The following is a 25,254-nucleotide window of genomic DNA, read 5'->3' as shown; positions in this document are numbered from 1 at the left end:
GCTTGCGCCGCTCCTACAGGGAGGGCGATGCGGATTCGCGGCGGGCGGAAACGAAAACGCCGGCGCGGGGCCGGCGTTTTCGGGTGCTTCGCGCTGCGCTCAGCCCTTGGCGGGCGCGGCCGGCGCGGCGGCCGGCTTGGGCGCTTCGGCCGGCGCCGCCGGCTGGGCCGGGGCGGGCGCGGCGGCGGGCTTGGCCGCCGGGGCCGGGGCGCCGGCGGCGGCGATATCGTCGGCGCGTTCGTGCAGGCCCTGCAGGTAGCTGGCGAGCGAACCGATCTCTTCGTCGGTGAGCTGCTTGGCCACGCCGGCCATCACGTTGAACAGGTGCGGATCGCGCTGGGTGGTGGTGCCGGCGCGATATTCCTCCAGGCGGCGCTGCGAGTAGGCGGCCTGCTGGCCGGCCAGGTGCGGGTAGGCCGGGCCGGGGTTGCCGGCGCCGCCGGGGCCGTGGCAGGCCATGCAGGCGGGGATGCCGCGCGCCTTGTCGCCGCGGCGGAACAGGTCCTCGCCGACCTGGTAGAACTTCTTGTCCTTGTTCGGGCCGGAGGCGATGACGGTGTCGTCGGCCACGCCGGCGCCGGACTTCTGGGTCGCGAAGTAGGCGCCCAGGTCGCGCGCGTCCTGCTCGCTGAGCGCGTCGGCGAAGGGCTTCATCGCCGCGGACATGCCGGTGTTGCGCTCGCCGCTCTTGAACAGGGCGATCTGGTGGGCGATGTAGCGCTCGCTCTGGCCGGCCAGGCGCGGGTACTGCGGATCGGTCGGGTTGCCGTCCAGGCCGTGGCAGGCGGCGCAGGTGCCGGCCTTGGTGGCGCCGGCCTTGACGTCGCCCCACTTGCTTTGCGGCCCGGCGTTCAACGGCGCCGTCTGCACCGGTTCCTTGTCCGGGATCGGCGTGACCGTGGTCTGGGCATACGCGACGGCGGCAACCGCAAAGACGGCGAGACCGACGAGGCTCAGGACGCGGGCTTGGCTCATGTAGCTGGGCTCCGAACTGCTTGGCTTTCTGGGTGGCGGGCTTGCTGGAAGGCGGGCGTGCGGTACGGCAGGGCGGTACGGCAAAAGCGGGTCGCGACTCGGTCGTGCTGTGGCCGGTCGTGCCGGGCGCCGGAACCTTGGAATTATCATCGCCGGCCCGGACGGGGTCAACGCGGGTTCAGGTGCGCGCGGTCGCCGAATGCGGTTTTGCGCCCGCGGCGGGGCCTGCCCGCGCGATCCCGATCCTACGTGCGATCCTATGGGCATGAGCAATCCCCTCGCCCGCGCCCGTTACCTGTTGTCGGCGCACAACGTCAAGCAATTGCCGCCCGACGGCGGTTTCGAGGTGGCCTTCGCCGGCCGCTCCAACGCCGGCAAGTCCAGCGCCCTCAATGCCCTGTGCCAGCAGAACGCGCTGGCGCGCGTATCCAAGACGCCCGGCCGCACCCAGCAGCTGGTGTTCTTCGACGTCAGCCCGCTGCACCGCGGCCCCGAGCCGGCGCCGGAGCCGGACCGTTTCCTGGTCGACCTGCCCGGCTACGGCTACGCCAAGGTGCCGCAGGACCTGCAGGCGCACTGGCAGGCCTTCCTCGACCGCTATTTCCAGACCCGCCAGGCGCTGCGCGGGCTGGTGGTGGTGATGGACATCCGCCACCCACTGAAGGATTACGACCGGCAGATGATCGCCTACGCGGTGAACCGCGGCCTGCCGGCGCATGCGCTGCTGACCAAGGCCGACAAGTTCGGCCGCGGCCAGCAGCAGCAGGCTTTGATGGCCGTGCGCAAGGACCTGCACGCCAGCTACGGCGACACGGTCAGCGTGCAGACCTTCTCCGGCGAGTCCAAGCAGGGCGTCGACGAGGCGCGCGCGGTGGTCGGCGGCTGGCTGGAGCTGGGTTAGGCCTGTTGAAGAGGGCCGGGGCCGGCTCTGGTGGGAGGGACTTCAGTCCCGATACTTCGGGACCTGATGAGGCCGATCTTGCTGGTGGGGCGCTCGGTGACCTGAGCCGAAAGCGTCGGGACTGAAGTCCCTCCCACAAAATCTCCGCCCACGGCCGTCCCCGTTGTTGGCCGCCCGCCCCCCATCGTTCGCGTTACCTCCTGGGTATACCGCCAGGAGCCCGCCCGCCATGGACGCGATCGCCGATCCCCGCACCATCCTCGCCGCCGGCGCCTACGGCACCGCGCTGCTGTTCTTCGTCTACGGCGGCTACGTGCTGCAGAAGGCGCGCAGCGCCGAACAGAGCCGCAACGTGCGCTGGTACCTGGGCATCGGCGCGGTGGTGGCGCTGGCGATGATCGGTTTCGACGCGTTCAAGCAGCAGCTCGGCGGCGAACGCGTCGCGCCGGGCGTATTCCTGACCTTCTCGCCGAAGTTCTCCGCGGTCGGCCTGCCCGAGCCGGCGGTGGAATACCGCGGCCAGGCGCTGGCGCTGAGCGCGCCGATCCAGGTCAGCGACCAGAGCAGCATCAACATTTCGGTCGACGCGATCCTGGAGAAGGTCAAAGGGCTGCAGCAGGACAACCGGCAGCTGCAAAGCGCGCTGGGCAGCGCCGCGCTCGCCAGCCAGCCGAAGGAGCTGGCCGAGCGCATCGCCGCGGCCGACAGCGCTGGGCAGGACCCGTGCGCGCGCGGCGGCGATGCGACCCTGTGCGGCTGGAAGCAGCTGTCCGCCGGCCAGCTGGCGCGCGCGGAAACGACGTTGCTGCAGGCGGCGAAGGACGCGCCGGCCGCCGACAACCGCGCCAAGGGCGCGGCGCTGAGCGGGCTGGGCGAGATCTACGTCGGCCAGGGGCGCATCGACGAGGCCAAGGTGCAGCTGCGCAAGGCGGCCGAGCTCGGCAACGACGGGGCGAAGAAGCGGCTTGCGACGTTGAACCGCCAGCCGCAGCGTTGATCCGGTCGCCCCTGTAGGAGCGGCGTGAGCCGCGACCGCGACAACTCGACTACGACGAAACTTGCGACGTGGCTGAATTGTCGCGGTCGCGGCTCGCGCCGCTCCCACAGGGAGCGACCGCGAAGCGCATCGCGCGCGTGGGCGCGCCGGCTAGCCCGCCGGCCGCGCCGCATAGGCGCCGTGCCCCGGCAGCCGCAGGCGGCCGCCTTCGACCGCGCCCGACGGCAGGCCGTGGCCGGGATCGGCGATCCAGCCGGTGCGTTCGCCCAGCTCCAGCATCGCTTCGCCGGGGCCGAGGTTGAACGCCATCAGCACCGCGTCCGGGCCTTCGCCGCGCACGAACGCGATCACCGGTTCGGCGCTGGGCAGGAACGCGATCGCGCCGTCGAGCAGCGCGCGATGGCGCTTGCGCCAGCCGATGAACCGGCGGAAGCCGTTGAGCGGCGAGGCCGGATCGTCCTGCTGCGCGGCGACGTTGAGCGCGCGATGCTCGGCCGGGATCGGCAGCCACGGCCGGCCGCGGCTGAAGCCGGCGCCGTCGCCGGCATCGGCGCCGGCGTCCCACGGCAGCGGCGTGCGGCAGCCGTCGCGGCCCTTGAAGTTCGGCCAGAAGGTCTTGCCGTACGGGTCCTGCAGCGCTTCGAACGGCACCTCGGCCTCGGCCAGGCCGAGTTCCTCGCCCTGGTACACGCACACCGAGCCGCGCAGCGAGCACGCCAGCGCGCTTACGAGTGTGGCGAAATGCTTCGGCGCCTCGCCGCGGCCCCAGCGCGTGACCACGCGCTGCACGTCGTGGTTGGAGATCGCCCAGCACGGCCAGCCTTCGCGCATGCTCGCTTCCACCCGCTGCACCGTGCCGCGGATGTGTTCGACGTTGTAGTCGTCGGTCAGCAGCTCGAAGCTGTAGCCCATGTGCAGGCGGCCGGCGCGGGTGTATTCGTCCATCGTCGCCAGCGAGTCTTCCGAGGAGATCTCGCCCAGCGCCACAGCGCCCGGGTAGCGGTCCAGCAGCGCGCGCAGCTCGCCGAGAAACGCCAGGTTCTCAGGCTGGGTGTTGTTGTAGTGGTGGTACTGGAACGCGTAGGGATTGTCCGGGCTGAAGCCGCGGCCCACGCGCTGCGCCGCCGGCTTGGGCGGGTTGTCGCGCAGTCGCGCGTCGTGGAAGCAGAAGTTGATCGCGTCCAGGCGCAGGCCGTCGACGCCGCGTTCGAGCCAGAAGCGCACGTTGTCGAGCACCGCCGCGCGCACGTCGGGGTTGTGGAAATTCAGGTCCGGCTGGGCCGAAAGGAAGTTGTGCAGGTAGTACTGCTGCCGGCGCGGTTCCCAGCGCCAGGCCACGCCGCCGAACAGCGACATCCAGTTGTTCGGCGCGGTGCCGTCCTCGCGCGCGTCGGCCCACACGTACCAGTCGGAAAATTCGTTGTCGCGGCTCTCGCGGCTGCGCTTGAACCACTCGTGCTCGTTGGATGTGTGGCTGAGCACCTGGTCGATCATCACCTTCAGGCCCAGCGCGTGCGCCTTGGCCAGCAGGCGGTCGAAGTCGCCGATGTCGCCGAACAGCGGATCGACCGCGCGGTAGTCGGCGATGTCGTAGCCGAAGTCGGCCATCGGCGATTTGAAGAACGGCGAGATCCAGATCGCGTCCACGCCGAGGTCGGCGATGTAGCCGAGCTTGTCGACGATGCCGGGCAGGTCGCCGACGCCGTCGCCGTCGAGGTCGCGGAAGCTGCGCGGATACACCTGGTAGATCACCGCGCCGCGCCACCACGAGGGATCGCGTTGCGCGGGCTGGGAGGATGCGACGGCGGACAAGTGCGGCCCCTGTGTTTTCGTGTGGTGCGGCGCGCGACGGCGCTGCGTTGCGGCGATGCGCGCCAGCTTACCGCCGCCGCCCGCGGCGGCCGCCGCGCCTGCATACGTATTCATGGCGCAAGCGCGGGCGGAACTGCGACATGAATGCGACTGCATCCCATGAATACGTATGCAGAACCCGCTGCAAGCCGTAAGGCATGCCTAACATGCGCCCAGACCGCGGCCCCGATGCCGCGGCGGACGCAGCGCGCCGGCAGTGCGCGCGCGGCCACAGAACACAACGCTCTGGAGGGGAGCCATGTCGCATTCCACGCCGGCCGCACGCAGGCCGAAGCAACTCGACCGCCATCTGTTGACCCTGGCCCTGGCATCGCTGGGCCTGTGCGGCTTCGCACCGGCCTGGGCCGCGGACGCGCCCGCGCCGCAGGACGCCGCGCCCGCCGCCGCGCAGGCCGCGCACGAGCTCGACGCCGTGCAGGTCACCGGCAACCGCCGCGTGCAGTCGATCCAGAAATACGCCGGCACCATCCAGTCCTTCAGCGGCGAGGACATCGCCAAGCTCGGCATCAACACCGACTTCCGCAACCTGCAGGCGGTGGTGCCGGGACTGCAGATCACCAAGCAGGAAGGCAAGTACGAGATCTTCCTGCGCGGCATCGGCGCGGCCGACTCGGACTTCTCGTCCGACCCGTCGGTGGCGACCTACTACAACGGCATCTACCTGCCGCGCCCGCGCTCGATCGGCCCGATGTTCTTCGACGTCGACCGGATCGAGGTCAACAAGGGCCCGCAGGGCACGGTGCGCGGCCGCAACGCGACCGGCGGCTCGATCAACGTGATCTCCAAGCGGCCCGAGCTCGGCGTGACCAGCGGCGGGCTCAAGGTCGGCGCCGGCAACTACGACTACACCAACGCCGAGGGCGTGCTGAACCTGCCGATCGGCGAGACCTTCGCCCTGCGCGCGGCCTTGTTCGACGAGGAGCGCTCGTCCTACATCAGCAACGGCTATCCCAAGTCGCTGTTCGACGCCGAAGGCCCGAGCGCGCTCGACAACCAGGCCGCGCGGCTGTCGGCGCTGTGGCAGCCCAACGACAAATTCTCCGCCTACGTGATGCTGGACAAGGTCACCGAGCGCGGCACCGGCGACCCGGGCCTGTTCGCCGAGCGCGGCCTCGCCGCGGGCTACGACATCAAGGACCTGGACGACCCGTTCAAGCAGTACTTCCGCACCCAGGGCAAGACCACCAACGACATCGAAGGCATCGCCGCGACCTTCACCTACGCGTTCAACGACGCGGTGTCGGTGGAGTTCAACACCTCCTACCGCAAGTACGACTTCTACAACCGCAACGCCTCGCGCGAATGGCAGCTCGGCCCGGTGTATCCGGGTTCGGAGCGCGAAGCCTATTTCAATCCCGAGCGGCTGGACTGGTACGACACCTTCTACCAGGCCGACAAGTCGTCCTCGCGCATCAACGAGCTGCGCTTCTTCGGCGACACCGGCAAGCTGATCTGGTCGGCGGGACTGTTCAACTACGAAGAGAAGTACGACTACGTCTCCTGGGACGTCGGCAACGGCTACTTCGGCGATTGCGACTGGTGGCGGCCGGGCACGGTCTGCGGCTATCAGGACGGCCTCGGCGGCGAGAACCGCGGCGACGGTTCCAAGGTCGAGTCCAACGCGGTCTACGGCGATTTCAGCTTCGCCGCGACCGATTCGATGCGCCTGATCGGCGGCATCCGCTACACCCGCGACAAGAAGATCGCGCGCGAATCCAACGTCAAGTACCAGTTCGTGATTCCCGAGGAACTGTTCCAGCAGTTCACCGGCCAGCCGATCAACACCGCGACCAATCCCTACGTCACCGGCCTGGTGCTGGGTTCGCCGGGCTTCCAGCTGGCCGGCCCGGGCCGCCGCCGCGGCGGCGACCCGAGCATCTGCACCGGCTGGACGCCGGCCGATCTGCAATGCGGCCCGGGCGGCAACACCCTCGACTACTTCCTCGGCGGCTTCCAGAACTTCGGCGGCAACGACAACTGGGCGCAGTTCCTGCAGCAGAACCGCGACCAGATCCAGGTGATCGCGCGCTCGGACTTCCCTGGCGGCCGCAGCCAGGACGTGTACAAGGACAACTACGTCGACTGGCGCGTGGGCTTCGAGTACGACCTCAGCGCGAAGGTGATGCTGTACGGCACGGTGTCGACCGGCACCCGCGCCGGCGGCATCAACCGTCCGCTGGCGCTCAACGACGGCAGCGCCTTGGCGCCGAGCTTCGCGCCGGAAGAGCTGACCGCGTACGAAGCCGGCATCAAGGGCGACTACCTCTGGGGCGAGACCCCGGTGCGCCTGAATGCGTCGGTGTTCTACTACGACTACAAGGACAAGGTGCTGCAGAACCTGATCGACGTGCCGGCGCCGACCCCGACCAATCCCAACGCGACCAGCCGCCAGGTGTTCAACGACAACGCGGCGAACGCGAGCGTGCTGGGGCTGGAGCTGGAAGGCAGGGTCGGCCTGCCGCACGGCTTCGACCTGGGCTACAACTTCACCTACCTCGATGCCACGTTCGACGATTCCAACGTGCTCGATACGCGTTCCGGCGGCCTCGGCCTGATCGTGCCGCTGGACGGCAACCGCCTGCCGAACACGTCCAAGTACAACGCCAACGTCAGCCTGTCGCAGACCGTCGACATCGGCCGCGGCGCGCTGAACTCGTTCGACTGGACGATCAACCTGACCTACCGCTCCGACTACTACCTGACCGCGTTCAACAGCCGCGGCTTCGGCCTGGATGCGAACGGCAAGGTGATCGAGATCCCGCTCAAGGACATGCCGTTCAACAACGGCTCCAACCCGGCCGCCGGCGGCGGCCCGGCCAATGGGCTGGCGATGCGCGACGACGTGGACGGGTTCTTCACCGTCAACGTCTCGGCCGGGTTGAACTTCGGCAGCGACAATCAATTCCGCATCGACGGTTTCGTGTCCAACCTCACCGACGAGGTGTACTCGGGCAAGGGCTTCGTCAACAACTCGACCAACATCCGTTACTTGAACACGCCGCGGATGTACGGCATCCGCTTCGCTTCGCAGTTCTGATCGCCGCGCGGCCCCGCGTCCGCCATGGACGCGGGGCCGCAGCCGTCGTCGCCTGCGGGGCGACGCGGCGGCGGGCGCGCCGCGTTGCGGCCGCCATCCCGCGTCGCCGCGCGCGCCCCGTGCCAGACTTCCCGCCATGACCGACCGCCCCGACGCGCCGACCCGCAAGCCGCAGCTGACGTTCTGGCAGATCTGGAACATGTGCTTCGGCTTCCTCGGCATCCAGTTCGGCTTCGCCCTGCAGAACGCCAACGTCAGCCGCATCTTCCAGACCCTGGGCGCGTCGATCGACGACATCCCGATGCTGTGGATCGCCGCGCCGCTGACCGGGCTGATCGTGCAGCCCATCGTCGGCTACCTGTCCGACCGCACCTGGACCGGCCTCGGCCGGCGCCGCCCGTATTTCCTGATCGGCGCGATCCTGGCCACGCTGGCGCTGATCGCGATGCCGAACTCGCCGACGCTGTGGATCGCCGCCGGCCTGCTGTGGATGCTCGACGCCTCGATCAACATCTCGATGGAGCCGTTCCGCGCGTTCGTCGGCGACCAGCTGCCGCAGCAGCAGCGTCCCGCCGGTTACGCGATGCAGAGCTTCTTCATCGGCGTCGGCTCGGTGGTGGCGAGCCTGCTGCCGTACCTGCTCGCGCACCTGGGCGTCGGCAACACCGCCGCCGCCGGCGCGGTGCCCGACACGGTGCGCTATTCGTTCTACTTCGGCGGCGCGGTGCTGCTGCTGTCGGTCGGCTGGACCGTGCTGCGCACGCGCGAGTACCCGCCGCAGCAGTTGCAGGCCTTCGACGAGGCGCCGGCGGCCAAGGCCGCGCCCGAGCGCGACCGGGTCCGCTGCCTGCTGTTCGGCGCATCGTGGGTGGTGGTTGGCGGAATCTGCGCGACCGCGATCTCCATGCTCAGGCTCGACCGCCAGCTGTACGTGCTGGCGGCGCTGATCGCCGCGTTCGGCCTGGCCTTGCTGGTGCGCGGGGCGATCCGCGACGAGCACGGTTTCGCCCGGGTGATGGACGACGTCGGCGCGATGCCGTCGACGATGGCGCGGTTGGCGGTGGTCCAGTTCTTCTCCTGGTTCGCCCTGTTCGCGATGTGGATCTACACCACGCCGGCGGTCACCCAGTTGCATTACCACACCAGCGACACCGCCTCGGCCGCCTACAACGAAGGCGCCAACTGGGTCGGCGTGCTGTTCGCCGCCTACAACGGCTTCGCCGCGCTGGCGGCGATCGCGATCGCGCCGATGGCGCGGCGCTGGGGCCTGCGCCGCAGCCATGTGTTCAACCTCGCGCTCGGCGGCGCCGGGCTGATCTCGGTGGCGCTGCTGCGCGATCCGCAGATGCTGCTGCTGTCGATGGTCGGCGTCGGCTTCGCCTGGGCCTCGATCCTGTCGCTGCCGTACGCGCTGCTGTCCGACAGCGTGCCGGCGGCGAAGATGGGCGTGTTCATGGGTATCTTCAATTTCTTCATCGTCATCCCGCAGTTGGTCGCGGCGAGCCTGCTCGGGTTCCTGATCAAGCACCTGTTCGGCGGCCAGCCGGCGGCGGCGCTGGCGATCGGCGGGGTCAGCCTGTTCGTCGCCGGCGCCTGCACGCTGTGGGTGCGCGAGCCGGCGCCGCGGGTGCGCGCGTGAGGGCGCTGCTGCTGGCCGCGCTGAGCCTCGCGCTGGCGGCGTGCGCGCACGGCGGCGGCGGCGCGCGCGAGGCGGCGCCGCAACGCGATTACTACGGCACCCTGGAGCCGATGGCGAGCGAGGCGGTGTACTTCGTCGTCACCGACCGCTTCGTCAACGGCGACACCGGCAACGACCAGCGCGAGCAGGGCGGGCCGGACCCGGACACGCGCAGCTTCGACCGGCCGGTGCCCGGCGCGCCCGCGGGCGAGAGCGACAACATTGGCTACCTCGGCGGCGACTTCAAAGGCCTGCTCGACAATGCCGGCTACATCCGCGACATGGGCTTCGGCGCGGTGTGGCTGACCCCCATCGTCGACAATCCCGACGAGGCCTTCACCGGCGGCGATGCGGTGACCTGGGGCGGCGCGTTCCAGGACCGCGGCAAGACCGGTTACCACGGCTATTGGGGCGTGGACTTCTATCGCCTCGACGAACACTTGCCGAGCCCGGGACTCGACTTCGCCGGACTGACCCGCGGGCTGAAGCGGCACGGGCTCAAGACCGTGCTCGACATCGTCGCCAACCACGGCTCGCCGTCGTTCACGATGCGCAAGCCGCAGCCCAAGTACGGGCGGATCTATCGCGACGGCGAGTTGGTAGCCGATCACCAGAACCTGGCGCCGGAACGACTCGATCCCGCGCACAACCCGCTGCATCGCTTCTTCCACAACGAACGCGACCTGGTCCAGCTGTCGAACATCGACGACACCAATCCGGCGGTGATGGACTATTTCGTCGGCGCTTACTCGCAGTGGCTCGACCAGGGCGCCGACGCGTTCCGCATCGACACCATCCGCCACATGCCGCTGGCGTTCTGGCGCGAATTCGCCGCGCGCATGCGCGCAAAACGGCCGGGATTGTTCATGTTCGGCGAGGCCTTCGACTACAAGCCGGAGAACATCGCGCCGTTCACCTGGGCCGGCAACGGCGGCGTCAGCGTGCTGGATTTTCCGCTCAAGGAGCGGCTGGCCGAGGTGTTCGGCAAGCCCCGCGCCGACTATGCGCGGCTGGAGGAGCGGTTGTACCTGCAAGGCGGGCCGTACGCGAACCCGTACGAGCTGATGACCTTCTACGACAACCACGACATGCCGCGCCTGGACGCCAGCGACGACGGCTTCATCGACGCGCACAACTGGCTGTTCACCGCGCGCGGCATTCCGGTGATCTATTACGGCTCCGAGATCGGGTTCGAGCGCGGGCGCGCCGAGCATGCCGGCAATCGCAACTACTTCGGCCAGGCACGCGTGGACGCGGCGCGCTCGCATCCGATCCGCGTCGCGCTCAAGCGCATCGCCACGGTGCGGCGGGACTCGCCGGCGCTGCAGCGCGGTCTGCAGTTGAACGTATCGCTGCAGGGCGACCGCGCCGCGTTCTATCGCGTGTATGAACACGCGGGCGTCGCCCAGATCGCGCTGGTGCTGCTCAACAAGGGCGATGCGCCGGCGCCGTTCGCGGTCGGCGAATACCTGCAGGCCGGCCGCTGGCGCGCGGCGCTGGGCGGTGGCGAGGTCGCGGTCGGCGAGGGCGGCACGCTGCGCGCATCGGTGCCGGCGCATGGCGTGGAGGTGTATCTGCTCGATGCGCCGGCGCGACGCGCGGACCTGGTCGCGGCGCTGGACCAGGCGATGGCGCGGGCCCGCAAGCCCTGAACATCGCTTCGGCGGCCTTCCCTGTAGGAGCGGCGCGAGCCGCGACCAACCGAAGCCACGCAGCCCCGCCGCAGCTCCCCAAAGCCCAGATCCCCCAATCCCCAGCCCCCCAACCCGTCATTCCGGCGAAAGCCGGAATCCATTTTGACTTTGCGCTTCGGTCGGCTGGGCGAGAGCGGCGGCAACGGCAAAATGGATTCCGGCTTTCGCCGGAATGACGGTGCGAGGGGCGATACGACGTGAGGCGACGCGATACGGGGCCTACCGACCCTTCAACCGCCGCAAGACTTGCGCACCACCAACGTCGTCGGCAAGCGCTGGCTCGCGGCATCCTCGCCGCGGATCAACCGCATCAACGCCTCGACCAGCAATTCGCCCGCCTGCTTGGTGTCCTGGAACACCGTCGTCAGCGGCGGATGCGCGAACCGCGCCATCGGCAGGTCGTCGAAGCCGATCACCGACACGTCCTCGGGCACGCGCAGCCCGCGCTCGGTCAGCGCGCGCATCGCGCCGATCGCGATCAGGTCGCTGGCGGCGAACACCGCATCGAACGGCAGGCCGCGCGCCAGCAGTTCCAGCGCAGCAGCGTGGCCGGCGTCCTCCGCACTTTCCGCATCGACCTGCAGCGCGCGGTCCAGCGCCAGCCCGGCGTCGTTCAAGGCCTGCTCGCAGCCGAGGAAGCGGTCGAGGAATTCGGGGTAGTGGCTGGACGCGTCGCCGAGGAACGCCACCCGCCGCCGTCCGAGCGCGACCAGGTGGGCGCCGGCCTGGCGCCCGCCGCCGAGGTTCTCGCAGCCGATCGACAGCCCCGGCTGGTCCGGCAGCACCGCGCCCCAGCGCACGAAGCGGGTGCCCTGTTCGACCAGCCGCTGCAGCTTGCCCTGGTAGGCCAGGTAATCGCCGTAGCCGAGCAGGATCAGGCCGTCGGCCTTCATGCTGTCCTCGTAGTCGGCGGCCCAGTCGTCGGAGAGTTGCTGGAACGAGATCAGCAGGTCCTGGCCGTGGCGCGCGCAGGCGCGGGTGATCGAGCCGAGCATCGACAGGAAGAACGGGTTGATGTGCGACTCGTCCGGAGTCGGGTCCTCGAACAGCAGCAGCGCCAGCGTGCCCGAGCGCTGCCGGCGCAGGCTGGAGGCGTGGCGGTCGACCTTGTAGTTGAGCTCGCGCACCACCGCCTCGACCCGCTTGCGCGTCTCGGCGTTGACCAGCGGACTGCCGCTGAGCACGCGCGAGACCGTGGCCTGGGAGACGCCGGCCAGGTGGGCGATGTCGACCGAGGTGGCTTTGGTCTTTTTGCGCATGGCGGGAGTGTAGCGGGGACCGGGGACCCGGGACCGGGGACCCGGGCAAGAGCAAAAGCGTTGTCCGCGGCTTTACCCGGTCCCGGGTCCCGGGTCCCCCGATCAACCCTGCTCCAGCCGCGGATCCATCCACCCCCGCAGCGCATCCACCAGCACATTGATCGCCACGATCAACGCCCCGATCGCCAGCACCACGCCCAGCACCAGGGTGTAATCGCGGTTCAACGCGCCCTGGACGAAATAACGCCCCATGCCGGGGATGCCGAACACCTGCTCGACCACCGCCGAACCGGTGACCACGTTGATCAGCGCCGGCGACAGCCACGCCGCCACCGGCAACAGCGCCGGCTTGAGCGCGTGGGCGAACAGCAGCCGGGTTTCCGACAGGCCGCGCGCGCGCGCGGCGCGCAGGTAGTCGGCCGACAGCGTGTCCAGCAGCGAGGCGCGGGTCAGCCGCGCGCAATAGGCGATGTTGGGCAGGGCCAGCGCGATCACCGGCAGCACCACGTTGTCCCACTCGCCCCAGCCGCCGGCCGGCAGCCAGTGCAGGGTCACCGCGAACAGCAGCACCAGCAGCGGCGCGACCACGAACTTCGGGATCGCCAGGCCGAGCCCGGCCAGCAGCATCAGCGCGCGGTCGGTCCAGCCGCCGGCGCGCAGCGCCGCCCACGCGCCCAGGCCCACGCCGAACAGCAAGGCCAGCAGCAGCGCCAGGCCGCCGTTGAGCGCCGACACCGGCAGCGCGTTGGCGATCAGCTGGTTGACGGTGTAGTCGGGGTACTGGAACGAGGGCCCCAGGTCGCCGCGCAGCGCGTCGCCGAACCAGCCCAGGTATTGCAGGAGCAGCGGTTGGTCGAGCCGGTACTGCGCATCGAGCACCGCCTGCACTTCCGGCGGCGCCGCCTTCTCGGTGTCGAACGGGCCGCCTGGCGCGGCGCGCAGCAGGACGAAGCACAGCGTGCCGAGCAGCCACAGGGTGATCGCCGCTTCCAGCAGGCGGGCGCCCAGGCGCAGCAGTCGCGGCGCCGCGCGCATCAGACCTGTACGCCGAACAATCGGCCGACCGCGGTCGCCGCGGCCATCGCCATCGCGCCCCAGAACGTCACCCGCAGCGCGCCGCGCAGCATCCGCGCGCCGCCGGCCCAGGCCGCGAGCGCGCCGGACACCGACAGCGCGACCAGGGTGGTCGCGATCGCCACCGGCTGCACGTGTGGGTGCGGCGCCAGCACCACCGCGGCGATCGGCAGCGCCGCGCCGCTGACGAAGGCGCAGGCCGAGGCCAGCGCCGCCTGCACCGGCCGCGCGCGCAGGGTGTCGGTGATGCCGAGTTCGTCGCGCGCGTGGCTGGCGAGCGCGTCGTGCGCGGTGAGCTGGCGCGCGACTTCCCGCGCCAGATCCGGGGTCAGCCCGCGTTGCATGTAGATGCGCGCCAGCTCTTCGAGTTCGCCGTGCGGGTCCTCGGCCAGTTCGCGTTTTTCCACCGCGATGTCGGCGCGCTCGGTGTCGGCCTGCGAGCGCACCGACACGTATTCGCCCGCGGCCATCGACATCGCCCCGGCCACGGTGCCGGCGATGCCGGAGGTGAGGATGGCCGCCGCGTCCGCGCCGCTGGCGGCGACGCCGACCACCAGCCCGGCGACCGAGACGATGCCGTCGTTGGCGCCGAGCACGGCCGCGCGCAGCCAGCCCACGCGCTCGGAGCGGTGCGCTTCGGAATGGCGGCTGCGCGCGTGCGGCGTGGGCTTGGCGGCGCGCGCGTTCATGGCGACAGGCTCAGCCAGCGGCTGGCGTGGCGGTCCAGCGCATTGGCCTGGAACCCGCGCACGCGCCGCGAGACCAGGTGCTTGGAGGTGTAGAAGTACAAGGGGATCGCCGCGTTGTCGTTGAGCAGGCGCTGCTCGGCCGCGCGCAGCCAGGCGTTGCGCGCCGCTTCGGTGGCCGCCGCGTCGGCGCGGGCGAGGCGCTCGCGATAGCCGGCGTCGTCGTAGCCCATCCAGTTCAGCGGGCCGTCGTTGGCGAACGCGGCGAGGAAGTTGCGCGCGTCGGGCAGATCGCCGATCCAGCCGCCGCGGAACGCCTGGGTGATCGCGCGCTGCTTGCGGTTCTGCACGAACACTTTCCATTCTTCGTTGCGCAGGCGCACCTGCACGCCGAGGGTCTGCTTCCACATCGCCGCCACCGCCAGCGACAGGCGCCGGTGCGGGGTGGAGGTGTTGTAGCGCAGCTCCAGCACCAACGGACGTTCGGGCGAGTAACCCGCGTGGCGGTACAAGGCGCGCGCATGCGCCTCGCGTTGCGCCTGCGTCCACGATGCCCACGGCATCGCCGCTGGCGCGTAACCGGCGATGCCCGGCGGCACGATGCCGTAGGCCGGGGTTTCGCCGAGGCCGGTGACGTAGCGGGTGAGTTTGTCGCGGTCGATCGCCAGGGTCAGCGCGCGCCGCAGCGCCAGCGCCTGTTCGGCGCAGCGCGCACTGGCGCAGGCCGGACGGAACGGCGGCTGGGTGGTGTTCAAGCCGAGCCAGAACGCGCCCAGGTACGGCGACAGCCGCAGCTGCTCGCCGAAGCGCGAGCGCAGCGCCGGCAGCGGCTGCGGCGGCACCACCTCGGTGATGTCCAGGTCGCCGGCGGCGAAACGCTGCAGTTCGGCGGCGGCGTCCTCGGTGACGTGGAAGCGCACCCGCGGCAAGGCGACGCGGGCGGCGTCGTGGAATTGCGGGTTCTTCTCGACGACCAGATTCGCCTGCGGCGTCCAGCGGGCGAGGCGGTAGGCGCCGTTGGACACCAGCCGGCCCGGCTGGGTGTGCTGCGCGCCGTGCCGTTCGACCGCGGGCAGGTAGACCGGAAACGCGATCGGCAGGGTCAGCAGCGCCGGCAGCGAGGCGCTGCGGGTGAGCCGGAACACCACCGTGCGCGGGTCCGGCGCGCCGACCCCGAGCCGTTCGGGCGCGAGCTTGCCGGCCTGCACCGCCTGGGCGCCGTCGAGCGCGTCGAACAGTTCGCCGAACGGCGCCGCGGTGGCCGGGGCGAAGGCGCGGCGGAAGCTGGCGACCACCTGCGCCGCATCGAGCGCTTCGCCGTTGCTCCAGCGCAGGCCCGGGCGCAGGACGAAGGTCCAGGTGCGGCCGTCGGCCGAGACCGTCCAGCGCTCGGCGATGCCCGGCACCAGCCGGCCCTGCGCGTCCTCGGTCACCAGCCCTTCGTACAGGTCGCGCAGCACGTTGCCGCAGGCGACTTCCTGGCAGCGGTGCGCGTCCAGCGTGCTCGGCTCGGGCCCGTTGCCGCGTTCCAGCTGCGCGGTCGCGTCCCGCGCCGCCTGGGCAGGCACGGCCGGCGCCGCCAGCGCCAGTAGCAGGGCCGAACCATAGCGTTGCAGGACGGACGTTGTTCGCGCCAAGACGGGCTCTACACTGCCTGGGGTCTTGCGATTGTAGGCGAGCTGCCGCATATCCAGACCTCAGATTGCTGCAAGGTAGGACCGTGGCGCCGCGCCGGGTTCCCCGTGGGGGAGGCCGGCCGCGGGCGCTGGCCGCGCTTCGGCGCGGCGGGCCGCGCGGTCCCGACGACGAACAATGAGTTTGCGAAGCGAGGTGGATGTGTCCGGACCCAGCCAGGTGAACGATCTCGAGATTCCCGACGTCAAGGGCGGCGGCCGCGCCGTGCTGATCGACTACCTGGCTTCGGGCGCGCGCCCGGAGTCGGACTGGAAGATCGGCACCGAGCACGAGAAGTTCGGCTTCCGCACCGACGACCTGCGTCCGCCGACCTTCGACGGCGAGCGCGGCATCGAGGCGCTGCTCAAGGGCCTGACCCAGTTCGGCTGGGCGCCGGTGGAGGAGAACGGCCGCACGATCGCGCTGACCCGCGACCAGGCCTCGGTCTCGCTGGAGCCGGCCGGCCAGTTGGAGCTGTCCGGCGCGCCGCTGGCGACGCTGCACGACACCTGCGTGGAAGCGGCCACCCACCTGCGCGAAGTGCGCACCGTGGCCGAGCCGATGGGCCTGGGTTTCCTCGGCATGGGCTTCCAGCCCAAGTGGCGGCGCGAGGACATGCCGTGGATGCCCAAGGGCCGCTACAAGATCATGCGCGAGTACATGCCCAAGGTCGGCCAGCTCGGCCTGGACATGATGACCCGCACCAGCACCGTGCAGGTCAACCTGGACGTGCTCGACGAAGCGGACATGGTCAAGAAGTTCCGCGTGTCGCTGGCGCTGCAGCCGATCGCGACCGCGCTGTTCGCCGATTCGCCGTTCCTGGAAGGCCAGCCCAACGGCTACCTGTCCTACCGCTCGCACATCTGGACCGATACCGATCCGGACCGCACCGGCCTGCTCGACTTCGTGTTCGAGGACGGCTTCGGTTACGAGCGCTACGTCGACTACCTGCTCGACGTGCCGATGTACTTCGTCTACCGCGACGGCCGCTACCTCGACGCCAGCGGCCAGTCGTTCCGCGACTTCATGGACGCGAAGCTGCCGGTGTACCCGGACCAGCGCCCGACCCTGAAGGACTGGGCCGACCACAGCACCACCGCGTTCCCGGAAGTGCGGCTGAAGAAGTACCTGGAGATGCGCGGCGCCGACTCGGGCCCGTGGAACCGGATCTGCGCGCTGTCGGCGTTCTGGGTCGGCCTGCTGTACGACGCGCAGGCGCTGGATGCGGCCTGGGACCTGGTGCTGGACTTCACCCCGGCCGAACGCCACGCGCTGCGCGACGGCGTGCCGCGGCACGGGCTGCATCTGCCGTTCCGCGACGGCAAGGTGCTGGAACTGGCGCGGCGCGCGCTGGAGATTTCGGCGCACGGCCTGCGCCGGCGCGCGCGCCTGAACCAGAACGGCGCGGACGAGTCGATCTACCTGGAACCGCTGATGGAGTTCGTGGCGATGGGCAAGAGCCCGGCCGAGCGCAAGCTCGAGCTGTTCCACGGCGAGTGGGGCGGGAACGTGGACCGGGTGTTCAAGGAATTCGCGTACTGAGGTCGCGGCTGCGCGCGCGTGCGTGAGCCGCGCGTGCGGGTGTCGATTCGGGGTGTCGCCTTCGTCGTGGCTGCGTTGTCGCGGTCGCGGCTCGCGCCGCTCCTACAGTCGGATACGAAGCGACGGTACCCCCCTGTAGGAGCGGCGCAAGCCGCGACCGCGCCATGACGACTACCGCGCGACCGGCCCCTGCGCCGTCCGCGAGAATCTCCATCGCCGCCGCCGCGCGCGCAACAAAAAAGCGGGCCGCCCTCGCAGGCGCCCGCTTCTCGCGCAGCCAACGCCGCGGCGCAGCCGCCGCGGCATCGCGATCGACGGCTTACTTCGCCGCCGTCTTCTTCGCCACCTTCTTGACCGCCTTCTTCGGCGCGGTCTTGGTCGCCGTGGTCTTGCTCGCGGCCGGCTTGGCCGCCACGGTCTTGGCCGCCGCCTTCTTGACGACCTTCTTCGCCGCCTTCTTGGCCGGCGCCTTCTTGGCCGCGGCCTTCTTCGCCGGCGCCTCGCCGTCGGCGCTCTTGGCCGTCTTCTTGGCGGCCGACTTCTTCGCCGCCGGTTCCTTCTTGGCCGCGGTCTTCTTGCCGAAGCGGCCGCGCACCGGCTTGCCGGTCTCTTCCAGCAGCTTGGTCACTTCCTCGAAGGTCAGCGAGGCCGGCTCGCGGTCCTTGGGGATGCGGCCGTTGAGCTTGCCGTCGCTGATGTACGGACCGAAGCGGCCGTTGAGCACCTGGATGTCGCTGCCGTCGAACTGCTTGATGATGCGGTTGCGCGCGATCTCTTCCTTCTCCTCGATCAGGAACACCGCGCGCGCCAGGTCGATGGTGTACGGATCGTCTTCCTTCTTCAGCGAGGCGTAGGTGCTGCCGAGCTTGGCGAACGGACCGAAGCGGCCGATGCCGACGCTGACTTCCTCGCCGTTGTGCTGGCCGAGCTTGCGCGGCAGCTTGAACAGCTCCAGCGCCTCGTCGAGCGCGATGGTGTGCATGCTCTGGCCCGGACGCAGCGAAGCGAAGGTCGGCTTCTCCTCGTCCTCGGCGGTGCCGATCTGCGCGTACGGCCCGTAGCGGCCCAGGCGCACGCTGACCGGCTTGCCGCTCTTGGGATCGGTGCCGAGCTCGCGCGCGCCGGTGGCCTCGCTGCGGTCGACCGATTCCTTCTTCTCTTCGACCAACTGCTTGAACGGCGCCCAGAACCGCTCCATCAGCGGCACCCATTCCTCTTCGCCGCGCGACACCGCGTCCAGCTCGTCCTCGAGCTTGGCGGTGAAGTCGTAGTCGACGTACTGGGTGAAGTGGCCGGACAGGAACTTGGACACCGCGCGGCCGACGTCGGTCGGACGGAAGCGGCGGCTGTCGAGTTCGACGTACTTGCGGAACAGCAGGGTCTGGATGATCGAGGCGTAGGTCGAGGGACGGCCGATGCCGTATTCCTCCAGCGCCTTGACCAGCGAGGCTTCCGAGTAGCGCGGCGGCGGCTCGGTGAAGTGCTGGTCGGCGTGGATGCGGTCGAGCGGGATGCGGTCGCCGGTCTTCATCGGCGGCAGCTTGCGGCCTTCGTCCTCGTCCTCGGCGGCCTTGGCGTCCTTGCCTTCCTCGTACACGGCGAGGAAGCCCGGATCGATCACGGTGGTGCCCGACGCGCGGAAGCTGTGGTCGGCGCCGGCGGCGAGGTCGATGCTGACGGTGTTGAGCGTGGCCGGCACCATCTGGCAGGCCACCGCGCGCTTCCAGATCAGCTCGTACAGGCGGCGGGCGTCGTCGTCGAGGTAGCGCGCCATCTGCGCCGGCGTGCGCAGCGCGGCGGTCGGGCGGATCGCTTCGTGCGCTTCCTGCGCGTTCTTGGACTTGGTCTGGTAGGCGTTGGGCTTGTCCGGCAGCGCCTTGGTGCCGTAGTCGCGCGCGATCACGTCGCGGATCTCGGCCACCGCGTCCTGCGACAGGTTGACCGAGTCGGTACGCATGTAGCTGATCAGGCCGACCGTGCCCTCGTCGCCCAGCGCCACGCCTTCGTACAGCTTCTGCGCCACGCGCATGGTCCGCGAGGTGGTGAAGCCGAGCTTGCGCGAGGCTTCCTGCTGCAGGGTCGAGGTGGTGAACGGCGGCGCCGGGCGGCGCTTGCGTTCCTTGCTGGTGACGTCGGTGACGTGCAGGAAGCCGTTGGCCGCGGCGACCAGGCGCTTGCGCGCGGCCTCGGCGGTCTCGCCGTCGGTGATGGTGAACTGCTCGAACTTCTTGCCGTCGAGCTTGTTGAGCCGGGCGGTGAAGGCCTGCTGCGGATGCGCGCATTCGGCTTCGACGGTCCAGTACTCGCGCGCGACGAAGGCTTCGATCTCTTCCTCGCGCTCGACGATCATGCGCAGCGCCGGCGACTGCACGCGGCCGGCGGACAGGCCGCGCTGGACCTTGCGCCACAGCACCGGCGAGAGGTTGAAGCCGACCAGGTAGTCGAGCGCGCGGCGCGCCTGCTGGGCGTCGACCAGGGGCGCGGCGATGTCGCGCGTCTGGTTCATCGCCTCCTTGATCGCGCGCGGGGTGATCTCGGTGAACACCACCCGGCGCAGCGGCTTGTCTTCGAGCAGGCCGCGCTCGCGCAGGATCTCGGCGATGTGCCAGCTGATCGCCTCGCCTTCGCGGTCCGGGTCGGTCGCCAGGAACAGGTTGTCGGCGCTGCGCGCGGCCTTGGCGATGGCATCGACGTGTTTCTCGTTCTTCTCGATGACCGCGTATTCCATCGCGAAGTGGTTGTCCGGATCGACCGCGCCTTCCTTCGGCACCAGGTCGCGGACGTGGCCGTAGGAGGCCAGGACGGTGAAGTCCTTGCCGAGGTACTTGTTGATCGTCTTGGCCTTTGCGGGCGATTCGACGATGAGGAGGTTCTTCGCCATGGGGACTCCGCAGGCCCGGGGCGGGGCGCTGCTCGACTGCTCGTTCTCGGTGGGGGCGGCGACGCGGGCCGGGGCCGGCGTGGCGAGGGGTTAAGAAGGCGACGCCCGCGACGTTCGGCCGCGGGCGTTCAGGTTTCCTTTTTCTAGTGGAATCACGCGGCGGCCACGGCTGTCAAGCTCGGCGCTGCGGCCGCGGCGATCCGGGCGCCCTAAAGTGGCATCGAAATGCCTCAAGGACACGTGACGAAGTGTGCCCCGTTCAGCCCGGGGCGGCTGTGACCGCGGCCGCGGCCGTTCAGGCCCGGTCGTCGGTGGGCGGGGGTGGCGGGCCGGGGCATTCAGCGCAGGCCGAACACGAGCGCGCCGACGATGAAGCCGATCACGCCCAGCCAGATCAGGCCGCCGAGCACCAGCACGACCCAGGTCACCACCCCCAGCTCGTCGCGCTGCAGCTCGGGACGGGCGGTGTAGGCCCAGCGGTCGACCACCTGGGTGCGCGCGAGCAGGTCGTGCAGGCCGCGCTTGCGCTCGGTGAAGGCCGCCATCAGGAAGCCCACGCCGAGGGTCAGCCAGCTCGCGATCGAGGCGGCCCAGCGCGCGAGCGCGCGGCCGCGGCCCAGGCGCGCGCCGTCGGCGTCGACGACCTTGATCCCGACCGCCAGCTTGCCCAGCGTCGCCTGCATCGACGACGACTCCATGCCGGCGTAGTAGCAGGCGCTGATCAGGACGTAGCTGAGCGTGCTGATGGCGGTGACGACGGCCGACAGCGTTGCGCCGCCTTCCAGCCAGCGCCCGCTGTCGCCGGCGATGCCGACCATGAACACGCCGATGAACAGCACCGTGGCGACGGCGTAGTAGAGGGTGCCGACCAGGGTCGAATCGATCAGGTAGGCGGCGAAGCGGCGCCAGAAGCCGGCCGCGACCACCGGCTGGCCCAGCACCACCTGGCTGTTCTCGGCCACCGCGGCGCGCGGGGCGGCGTAGGGCGAATCCGCGCCGGGGGCATCGGCGATGGGCGCGGTGGACGCGCCGGCGGCGGTGGCCGCGGTGGCCTGGGCCATGGCATCGCCGGGGAGGCCGGTGTCGGCAGCGGCGGCGAGTCCGGCGTCCGCGGGCGAACGCCGCGCTTCGGCCTCGGCCTGGGCGGCCGCGACCGCGGCGGCGGTGCGCCCGGCGCTGGCCTGTTCGGCGTGCTCAGGATCGGCGAGCGGCGCGAAGCCCGGCGCGGCGATCAGTTCCGCGGCCAGCTCGCGCCACGGCCGCCACTGGTCCAGGTCGTCGCGCCAGACCAGCGTGTCCGGGCCCAGTTCGCCGCGGTCGTGCAGGGCGGCCATCGCCGCCGCATCCAGCGGCCCGTGCCGGTTGCGTTCTTCGTCGCTGTAGTACCACTGGGCCATCGCGGCGTCCGTTTGCCTGGTCAGATCGGCGCACATGATGCCATCGGTGCGCCGGACCATCATGGCGGCGCGTGGCCGTTGGCCGCGGCCGGCGCTGCGCGGATGCGCGGCGCCGGCGGGTTGGCGGCCTATTGCGGCCTATTGGCGGCAGGATTGCGGCACCAGCACCGGCTTGTCGATGTCGGTGCTGCAGGTCCATTCGTGGCTGTTCGGATCGAACGAGAGCCACAGCTTGCGGCCGTCCAGGTGGCGATTGTCGAAGCCGCGCAGTTCGAGCTGGATCGCGCACTGGCCGCTGTCCTTGAACCGGCCGAATTCGACCGAGGCCAGCTGCGGGCCGGCGTAGTCGGCGGCCGGGCGGAAGCCCGGGCTGGCGTTGTTGGGGCAGCCCTCGTGTTCGAGGTAGTGCTCGGCGACCTGGAGCTTGTAGCTGCCGGCCTCGGCCATGACCCCGGCGAGCTTGGCCCGGTGGGTGTAGTCCTGGTAGGCGGGCAGGGCGATCGCGGCGAGGATGCCGAGCACCGGGATCGCCAGCACCGCCACCACGATCAGCGCGATCAGGCAGCCCGACATGCCGCGCTTGGGCGGCGGCGCGGCCTGCTGGCGGCGGGCGACGTGGGCCGGGGCGTAGTCGGCGGGGCTGACGCTGCGCTGCGGTTGCGCGGGCGCGGCATCGGCGGGCTGGGGCGCGGACGCGCCGATGGGCGCCTGCGCGGCCGGCTGCGGCGTTTCGGCGGCGGCCACGGCGGCACTGAAGTCGGCGCGGCCTTGCGGCGCGGGGGCGGCGACCGGTGAAGCTGTCGCGGCAGGAGAGGCTGGCGCAGCAGGCGCGGCAGGCGCAGCGGCGGGCGCCGGCGCGGAGTCGGTCGGGGCCGGCGCGGCGCCTGGCGCGTTTGGCGTTGCGGCGGCGAGCGGCGCTTGCGTCGCAGCGATCGGCGTCGCGGCCGCGCCGGGCGGCAACGGCGGCGGCGCGTCGGCCAAACCGAGTTCGTCCTCGACCTGCTGCAGCGGCAGCCATCCGCTCAGCCCCGCCCGCCAGACCAGCGTGTCGCGTCGCACGCGGCCGGCGCGGACGTGTTCGCGCAGTGCATCGGCGTCGATCGGCCCGACCCGGCCCTGCGACGGTTCGTGGTAGTACCAGTGCGTCATTCCATCCCCCCAAAGCCGCGGCCGGCGTTGCGGCGGCCGCGGGCGTCCCTGTCCGTGAAAGCGAGGCCGCGGCGTGTCCGCCGCAGCATCGCGCAATGGCGCGGCGCGCGTGCTTCGGGCGCGCGCGAGCCGCATGAAACTACCACGCAGCGCACAAAACGCTACTGGCGCGACGCTGGCGATCTACGGGCGACGACGGACGGGCGCCGCCGCGGCCATGGACGGGCGCGCACGCTCGCGCCGCTGCGACGAAGCGGCAGTCGGGGACAGGGACAGGAAACGTGTGGGGCGCCCGCAGCGGGGCGGCGACGCGAGACCTGACGCAGCCCAGGGCCGCGTCGGAGGGGGCGAAACGACGCCGCGGACGGCGCCGCAGCCGGTTCAGTGCACCGGCTCGGGCTCGTCCTCGAACATCTGGGTTTCCATCCAGGCGTAGGCCGCCTCGGAACCGGGCTGGTTGAACAGCACCATCAGCACGACCCACTTGAGGTCGTCCAGGTCCAGTTCGTCCTGGTCCAGCGCCATCGCGCGGTCGAGCACCAGTTCGCGCTGGTCCGCGTCGAGGATGCCGTGTTGTTCCAGGAACAGCAGGAAGCCGCGGCACTCGACATCGAGCTTGTCGAGTTCCGGCCCGAAGTAGATCCGGGTCGGCCCGCCCGCGTTGGGACGGCTGACGCTGGGCCGCTGCTGGGCCAACGCGTCGAGCCATTCGATGGCTTTGTTGATTTCGGCGGGGCTGAAACCGGCCTGGCCCAATTCTTCGAACAGGGGGCCGCTGCGGAGCGAATCGCGGTCGCGGACCAGGTCCGCATCGTCGGTGAAGTAATGCTCGAACAGGTACAGCAGGACGTCCAGGATGCTCTCTTTCATTTCCCTCGGCCTGCGCCGCATGCGGCGCGGTGGGCAGAACTTGCTGATTGGCCGGGTGAACTGCCGGTGGGTGACACCGATTCGAGTTCAGCGGTTACGGAAGTAACGGCCGTGCTGCGCCGCGACGCGACCCTCAAGCTCCATGACCAGCAGCATGGAGGACAGTTCCGCAGTCGTCAATCCAGTACGGTGGACCAGTTCATCCATACCGGTTGGGTCGAAACCCAGCGCATTCCACAAGGACTGGTAGTCCGGATCGGCGAAATCGGCCTGGGCCGGGGCTGGATCGGCGTCTCCTGAGACGGGACCGGAACCATCCTGACCGGCCTGTATGACCGCCGCGTGGCCACCGTCAATGGGGGCGCCCAGGCGCCGACGCAAGCCGTCGGCGAGTTCGGCCGCGACCGGGGCCAGCGCGGCGGCGACCTCGGCCGCGCTTTCCACCAGCCCGGCGCCCTCGCGGATCAGCCGGTGGCAGCCGCGCGCGAGCGGGTTGTGGATTGAGCCGGGCACGGCGAACACCTCGCGCCCGCACTCGGCGGCCAGGCGCGCGGTAATCAGCGCGCCCGAGCGCTCCGCCGCCTCGACCACCAGGGTGCCCAGGCTGAGCCCGGCGACGATGCGGTTGCGCGCCGGGAAGTGCGCCGGGCGCGCCTGGGTGCCCGGCGGGTACTCGCTGGCCACGGCGCCTTCGGCGGCGATCCGCGCCAGCAGGTCGGCATGGCGGCGCGGGTAGGCCAGGTCGGGGCCGGTGCCGAGCACGGCCACGGTGAGCCCGCCGGCGTCCAGCGCGGCGCGGTGCGCGGTCGCGTCGATGCCGGCGGCCAGGCCGCTGGTCACCGCCAGCCCGCTGCGGGCCAGGGCGCGGGCGAAGTCGGCGGCGTTGCCGCTGCCGGCCGGGGTCGGCGAGCGGCTGCCGACCACCGCCACCGCCGGGTGCCACAGCAGGCCGGGCTCGCCGGCCACGAACAGCGCCAGCGGCGGGTTCGGCGCGCGCCGCAGCAGGGCGGGGTAATCCGGGTCGGTCCAGGCGATCAGCTGGCGGCCGGGTTGGGCCAGCCAGTCGAGCAGGCGGCGGTCGGCGTCGTCGGCCCAGCCGGCCTCGCGCCACAACGCCTCGCCGGCCGGCGTGCGCAGGCGCGCGACCTGCGCGGACGACAGCGCGGCCTGGTTCCAGGCGGACGGCCCCGCGGCCAGCGCCGCCGCGGCGCTGCCGCACGCGTCCAGCAGCGCGCGCCGCGCCGCGCTGGAACCGCCGGCGGCGAGCAGGCGCAGCAGGGCCAGGGCGTCGGTTTCGCTGCGGACGGGTGCGCCGGAGCGGTCGACGACGGTGCGCGCCGCCGCGGCCGGCGCCGCGTCGATGGCGGCTTCGGCGGGTGGCGCAGGCGACCGCGGTTCGCCGGGCGGCTCCGCGCGCAGGCGCGGATCGGGGGTCGGGTTCGGGGTCGAGTTCAGGTTCGGGTTCGGGTCGGAGGCGTCGGGCATGCCCCAGCCTAGCCCGCAAACGACGACGGCGCCCGCAGGCGCCGTCGCGTGTATCGGTAGGAAAAGCCCGCGTCGGGCCCGCT

18 protein-coding genes are annotated in these 25,254 nt (G+C 70.9%); 6 read left to right on the top strand and 12 right to left on the bottom strand.

What is annotated here, in order from left to right; genetic code table 11:
* Nucleotides 1-99: 99 nt before the first annotated feature.
* Entirely contained in the window at nt 100-975 is an 876-nt protein-coding gene (locus tag RDV84_RS04960; protein ID WP_078998212.1) for a c-type cytochrome, read from the bottom strand.
* A gap of 265 nt (nt 976-1,240) precedes the next feature.
* Between RDV84_RS04960 and yihA the strand changes: the two genes are divergently transcribed.
* Entirely contained in the window at nt 1,241-1,876 is a 636-nt protein-coding gene (yihA, locus tag RDV84_RS04955; RefSeq protein WP_057949903.1) for a ribosome biogenesis GTP-binding protein YihA/YsxC, read from the top strand.
* Here yihA and RDV84_RS27285 read toward each other — a convergent pair.
* Entirely contained in the window at nt 1,873-2,061 is a 189-nt protein-coding gene (locus RDV84_RS27285; protein ID WP_486624515.1) for a DUF6053 domain-containing protein, read from the bottom strand. The two genes, yihA and RDV84_RS27285, sit on opposite strands and share 4 nt — an antisense overlap.
* A 44-nt stretch (nt 2,062-2,105) precedes the next feature.
* On the opposite strand from RDV84_RS27285, the gene RDV84_RS04950 reads away from it, so the two are divergent.
* The gene (locus RDV84_RS04950; protein ID WP_250448034.1) at nt 2,106-2,873 is read left to right on the top strand and encodes a hypothetical protein; all 768 of its coding nucleotides are present in this window, start codon (nt 2,106-2,108) and stop codon (nt 2,871-2,873) included.
* 150 nt (nt 2,874-3,023) lie between these two features.
* Here RDV84_RS04950 and RDV84_RS04945 read toward each other — a convergent pair whose 3' ends face one another.
* Entirely contained in the window at nt 3,024-4,685 is a 1,662-nt protein-coding gene (locus RDV84_RS04945; protein ID WP_309152671.1) for an alpha-amylase family glycosyl hydrolase, read from the bottom strand.
* Nucleotides 4,686-4,983: 298 nt separating this feature from the next.
* On the opposite strand from RDV84_RS04945, the gene RDV84_RS04940 reads away from it, so the two are divergent.
* From RDV84_RS04940 to RDV84_RS04930, 3 genes are all read left to right on the top strand, one after another.
* On the top strand, nt 4,984-7,782 hold the full coding sequence (locus tag RDV84_RS04940; protein ID WP_309152670.1) for a TonB-dependent receptor: 2,799 nt from the start codon (nt 4,984-4,986) through the stop codon (nt 7,780-7,782).
* 136 nt (nt 7,783-7,918) lie between these two features.
* A complete protein-coding gene (locus tag RDV84_RS04935; RefSeq protein ID WP_309152669.1) occupies nt 7,919-9,421 on the top strand; it encodes an MFS transporter in 1,503 nt (500 codons plus the stop codon).
* Nucleotides 9,418-11,112: an alpha-amylase family glycosyl hydrolase gene (locus RDV84_RS04930; RefSeq protein ID WP_309152668.1), complete on the top strand. Its 1,695-nt coding sequence runs from the start codon at nt 9,418-9,420 to the stop codon at nt 11,110-11,112. Before RDV84_RS04935 ends, RDV84_RS04930 begins: the two co-directional genes overlap by 4 nt.
* A gap of 272 nt (nt 11,113-11,384) precedes the next feature.
* On the opposite strand, the gene RDV84_RS04925 is transcribed toward RDV84_RS04930, so the two are convergent.
* The 4 genes from RDV84_RS04925 to RDV84_RS04910 form a co-directional block, all read right to left on the bottom strand.
* On the bottom strand, nt 11,385-12,413 hold the full coding sequence (locus tag RDV84_RS04925) for a LacI family DNA-binding transcriptional regulator (RefSeq protein WP_057945967.1): 1,029 nt from the start codon (nt 12,411-12,413) through the stop codon (nt 11,385-11,387).
* A 102-nt stretch (nt 12,414-12,515) separates the two neighbouring features.
* Nucleotides 12,516-13,448 carry an ABC transporter permease subunit gene (locus RDV84_RS04920; RefSeq protein ID WP_309152667.1) on the bottom strand — a complete coding sequence of 311 codons (933 nt, stop codon included), beginning with the start codon at nt 13,446-13,448 and terminating at the stop codon, nt 12,516-12,518.
* Nucleotides 13,448-14,176 (bottom strand): VIT1/CCC1 transporter family protein, encoded by a 729-nt coding sequence (locus RDV84_RS04915; protein ID WP_309152666.1) that lies wholly within the window; start codon nt 14,174-14,176, stop codon nt 13,448-13,450. Before RDV84_RS04915 ends, RDV84_RS04920 begins: the two co-directional genes overlap by 1 nt.
* The gene (locus RDV84_RS04910) at nt 14,173-15,741 is read right to left on the bottom strand and encodes a peptide ABC transporter substrate-binding protein (protein WP_309152665.1); all 1,569 of its coding nucleotides are present in this window, start codon (nt 15,739-15,741) and stop codon (nt 14,173-14,175) included. The genes RDV84_RS04915 and RDV84_RS04910 overlap by 4 nt, the downstream gene beginning before the upstream one ends.
* 268 nt (nt 15,742-16,009) lie before the next feature.
* On the opposite strand from RDV84_RS04910, the gene RDV84_RS04905 reads away from it, so the two are divergent.
* Nucleotides 16,010-17,389, top strand: coding sequence for a glutamate--cysteine ligase (locus tag RDV84_RS04905; protein WP_078998230.1), 1,380 nt, complete (start codon nt 16,010-16,012; stop codon nt 17,387-17,389).
* 319 nt (nt 17,390-17,708) lie between these two features.
* On the opposite strand, the gene RDV84_RS04900 is transcribed toward RDV84_RS04905, so the two are convergent.
* The 5 genes from RDV84_RS04900 to dprA all read right to left on the bottom strand — a co-directional run bounded on the left by RDV84_RS04900 (nt 17,709) and on the right by dprA (nt 25,171).
* Complete coding sequence (locus RDV84_RS04900) at nt 17,709-20,270, bottom strand: DNA topoisomerase I (protein WP_309152664.1); 2,562 nt, start codon at nt 20,268-20,270, stop codon at nt 17,709-17,711.
* Between the two features lie 338 nt (nt 20,271-20,608).
* Entirely contained in the window at nt 20,609-21,703 is a 1,095-nt protein-coding gene (locus RDV84_RS04895) for an RDD family protein (RefSeq protein WP_309152663.1), read from the bottom strand.
* A 102-nt stretch (nt 21,704-21,805) separates the two neighbouring features.
* Nucleotides 21,806-22,816, bottom strand: a complete 1,011-nt coding sequence (locus RDV84_RS04890) for a GYF domain-containing protein (RefSeq protein WP_309152662.1) — start codon at nt 22,814-22,816, stop codon at nt 21,806-21,808.
* Between the two features lie 381 nt (nt 22,817-23,197).
* Nucleotides 23,198-23,686, bottom strand: coding sequence for a DUF494 family protein (locus RDV84_RS04885; protein ID WP_309152661.1), 489 nt, complete (start codon nt 23,684-23,686; stop codon nt 23,198-23,200).
* Between the two features lie 87 nt (nt 23,687-23,773).
* Nucleotides 23,774-25,171, bottom strand: coding sequence for a DNA-processing protein DprA (dprA, locus tag RDV84_RS04880; RefSeq protein WP_309152660.1), 1,398 nt, complete (start codon nt 25,169-25,171; stop codon nt 23,774-23,776).
* Nucleotides 25,172-25,254: the final 83 nt, after the last annotated feature.

Source organism: Lysobacter yananisis (genome assembly GCF_031199375.1).
In the GTDB taxonomy this organism is placed as follows: domain Bacteria; phylum Pseudomonadota; class Gammaproteobacteria; order Xanthomonadales; family Xanthomonadaceae; genus Lysobacter; species Lysobacter yananisis.
The sequence above is the reverse complement of the archived record's forward strand: the minus strand, read 5'-3'. Positions and strand labels throughout refer to the sequence as shown.

Excerpts from the sequence above, each read along its gene's own strand:
- RDV84_RS04935 (WP_309152669.1), top strand. The coding sequence starts at position 7,919 with ATGACCGACCGCCCCGACGCGCCGACCCGCAAGCCGCAGCTGACGTTC.
- RDV84_RS04950 (WP_250448034.1), top strand. The coding sequence starts at position 2,106 with ATGGACGCGATCGCCGATCCCCGCACCATCCTCGCCGCCGGCGCCTAC.
- RDV84_RS04960 (WP_078998212.1), bottom strand. The coding sequence starts at position 975 with ATGAGCCAAGCCCGCGTCCTGAGCCTCGTCGGTCTCGCCGTCTTTGCG.
- RDV84_RS04925 (WP_057945967.1), bottom strand. The coding sequence starts at position 12,413 with ATGCGCAAAAAGACCAAAGCCACCTCGGTCGACATCGCCCACCTGGCC.
- yihA (WP_057949903.1), top strand. The coding sequence starts at position 1,241 with ATGAGCAATCCCCTCGCCCGCGCCCGTTACCTGTTGTCGGCGCACAAC.
- RDV84_RS04885 (WP_309152661.1), bottom strand. The coding sequence starts at position 23,686 with ATGAAAGAGAGCATCCTGGACGTCCTGCTGTACCTGTTCGAGCATTAC.
- RDV84_RS04890 (WP_309152662.1), bottom strand. The coding sequence starts at position 22,816 with ATGACGCACTGGTACTACCACGAACCGTCGCAGGGCCGGGTCGGGCCG.
- RDV84_RS04915 (WP_309152666.1), bottom strand. The coding sequence starts at position 14,176 with ATGAACGCGCGCGCCGCCAAGCCCACGCCGCACGCGCGCAGCCGCCAT.
- RDV84_RS27285 (WP_486624515.1), bottom strand. The coding sequence starts at position 2,061 with ATGGGGGGCGGGCGGCCAACAACGGGGACGGCCGTGGGCGGAGATTTT.
- RDV84_RS04895 (WP_309152663.1), bottom strand. The coding sequence starts at position 21,703 with ATGTGCGCCGATCTGACCAGGCAAACGGACGCCGCGATGGCCCAGTGG.
- RDV84_RS04940 (WP_309152670.1), top strand. The coding sequence starts at position 4,984 with ATGTCGCATTCCACGCCGGCCGCACGCAGGCCGAAGCAACTCGACCGC.
- RDV84_RS04920 (WP_309152667.1), bottom strand. The coding sequence starts at position 13,448 with ATGCGCGCGGCGCCGCGACTGCTGCGCCTGGGCGCCCGCCTGCTGGAA.
- RDV84_RS04900 (WP_309152664.1), bottom strand. The coding sequence starts at position 20,270 with ATGGCGAAGAACCTCCTCATCGTCGAATCGCCCGCAAAGGCCAAGACG.
- dprA (WP_309152660.1), bottom strand. The coding sequence starts at position 25,171 with ATGCCCGACGCCTCCGACCCGAACCCGAACCTGAACTCGACCCCGAAC.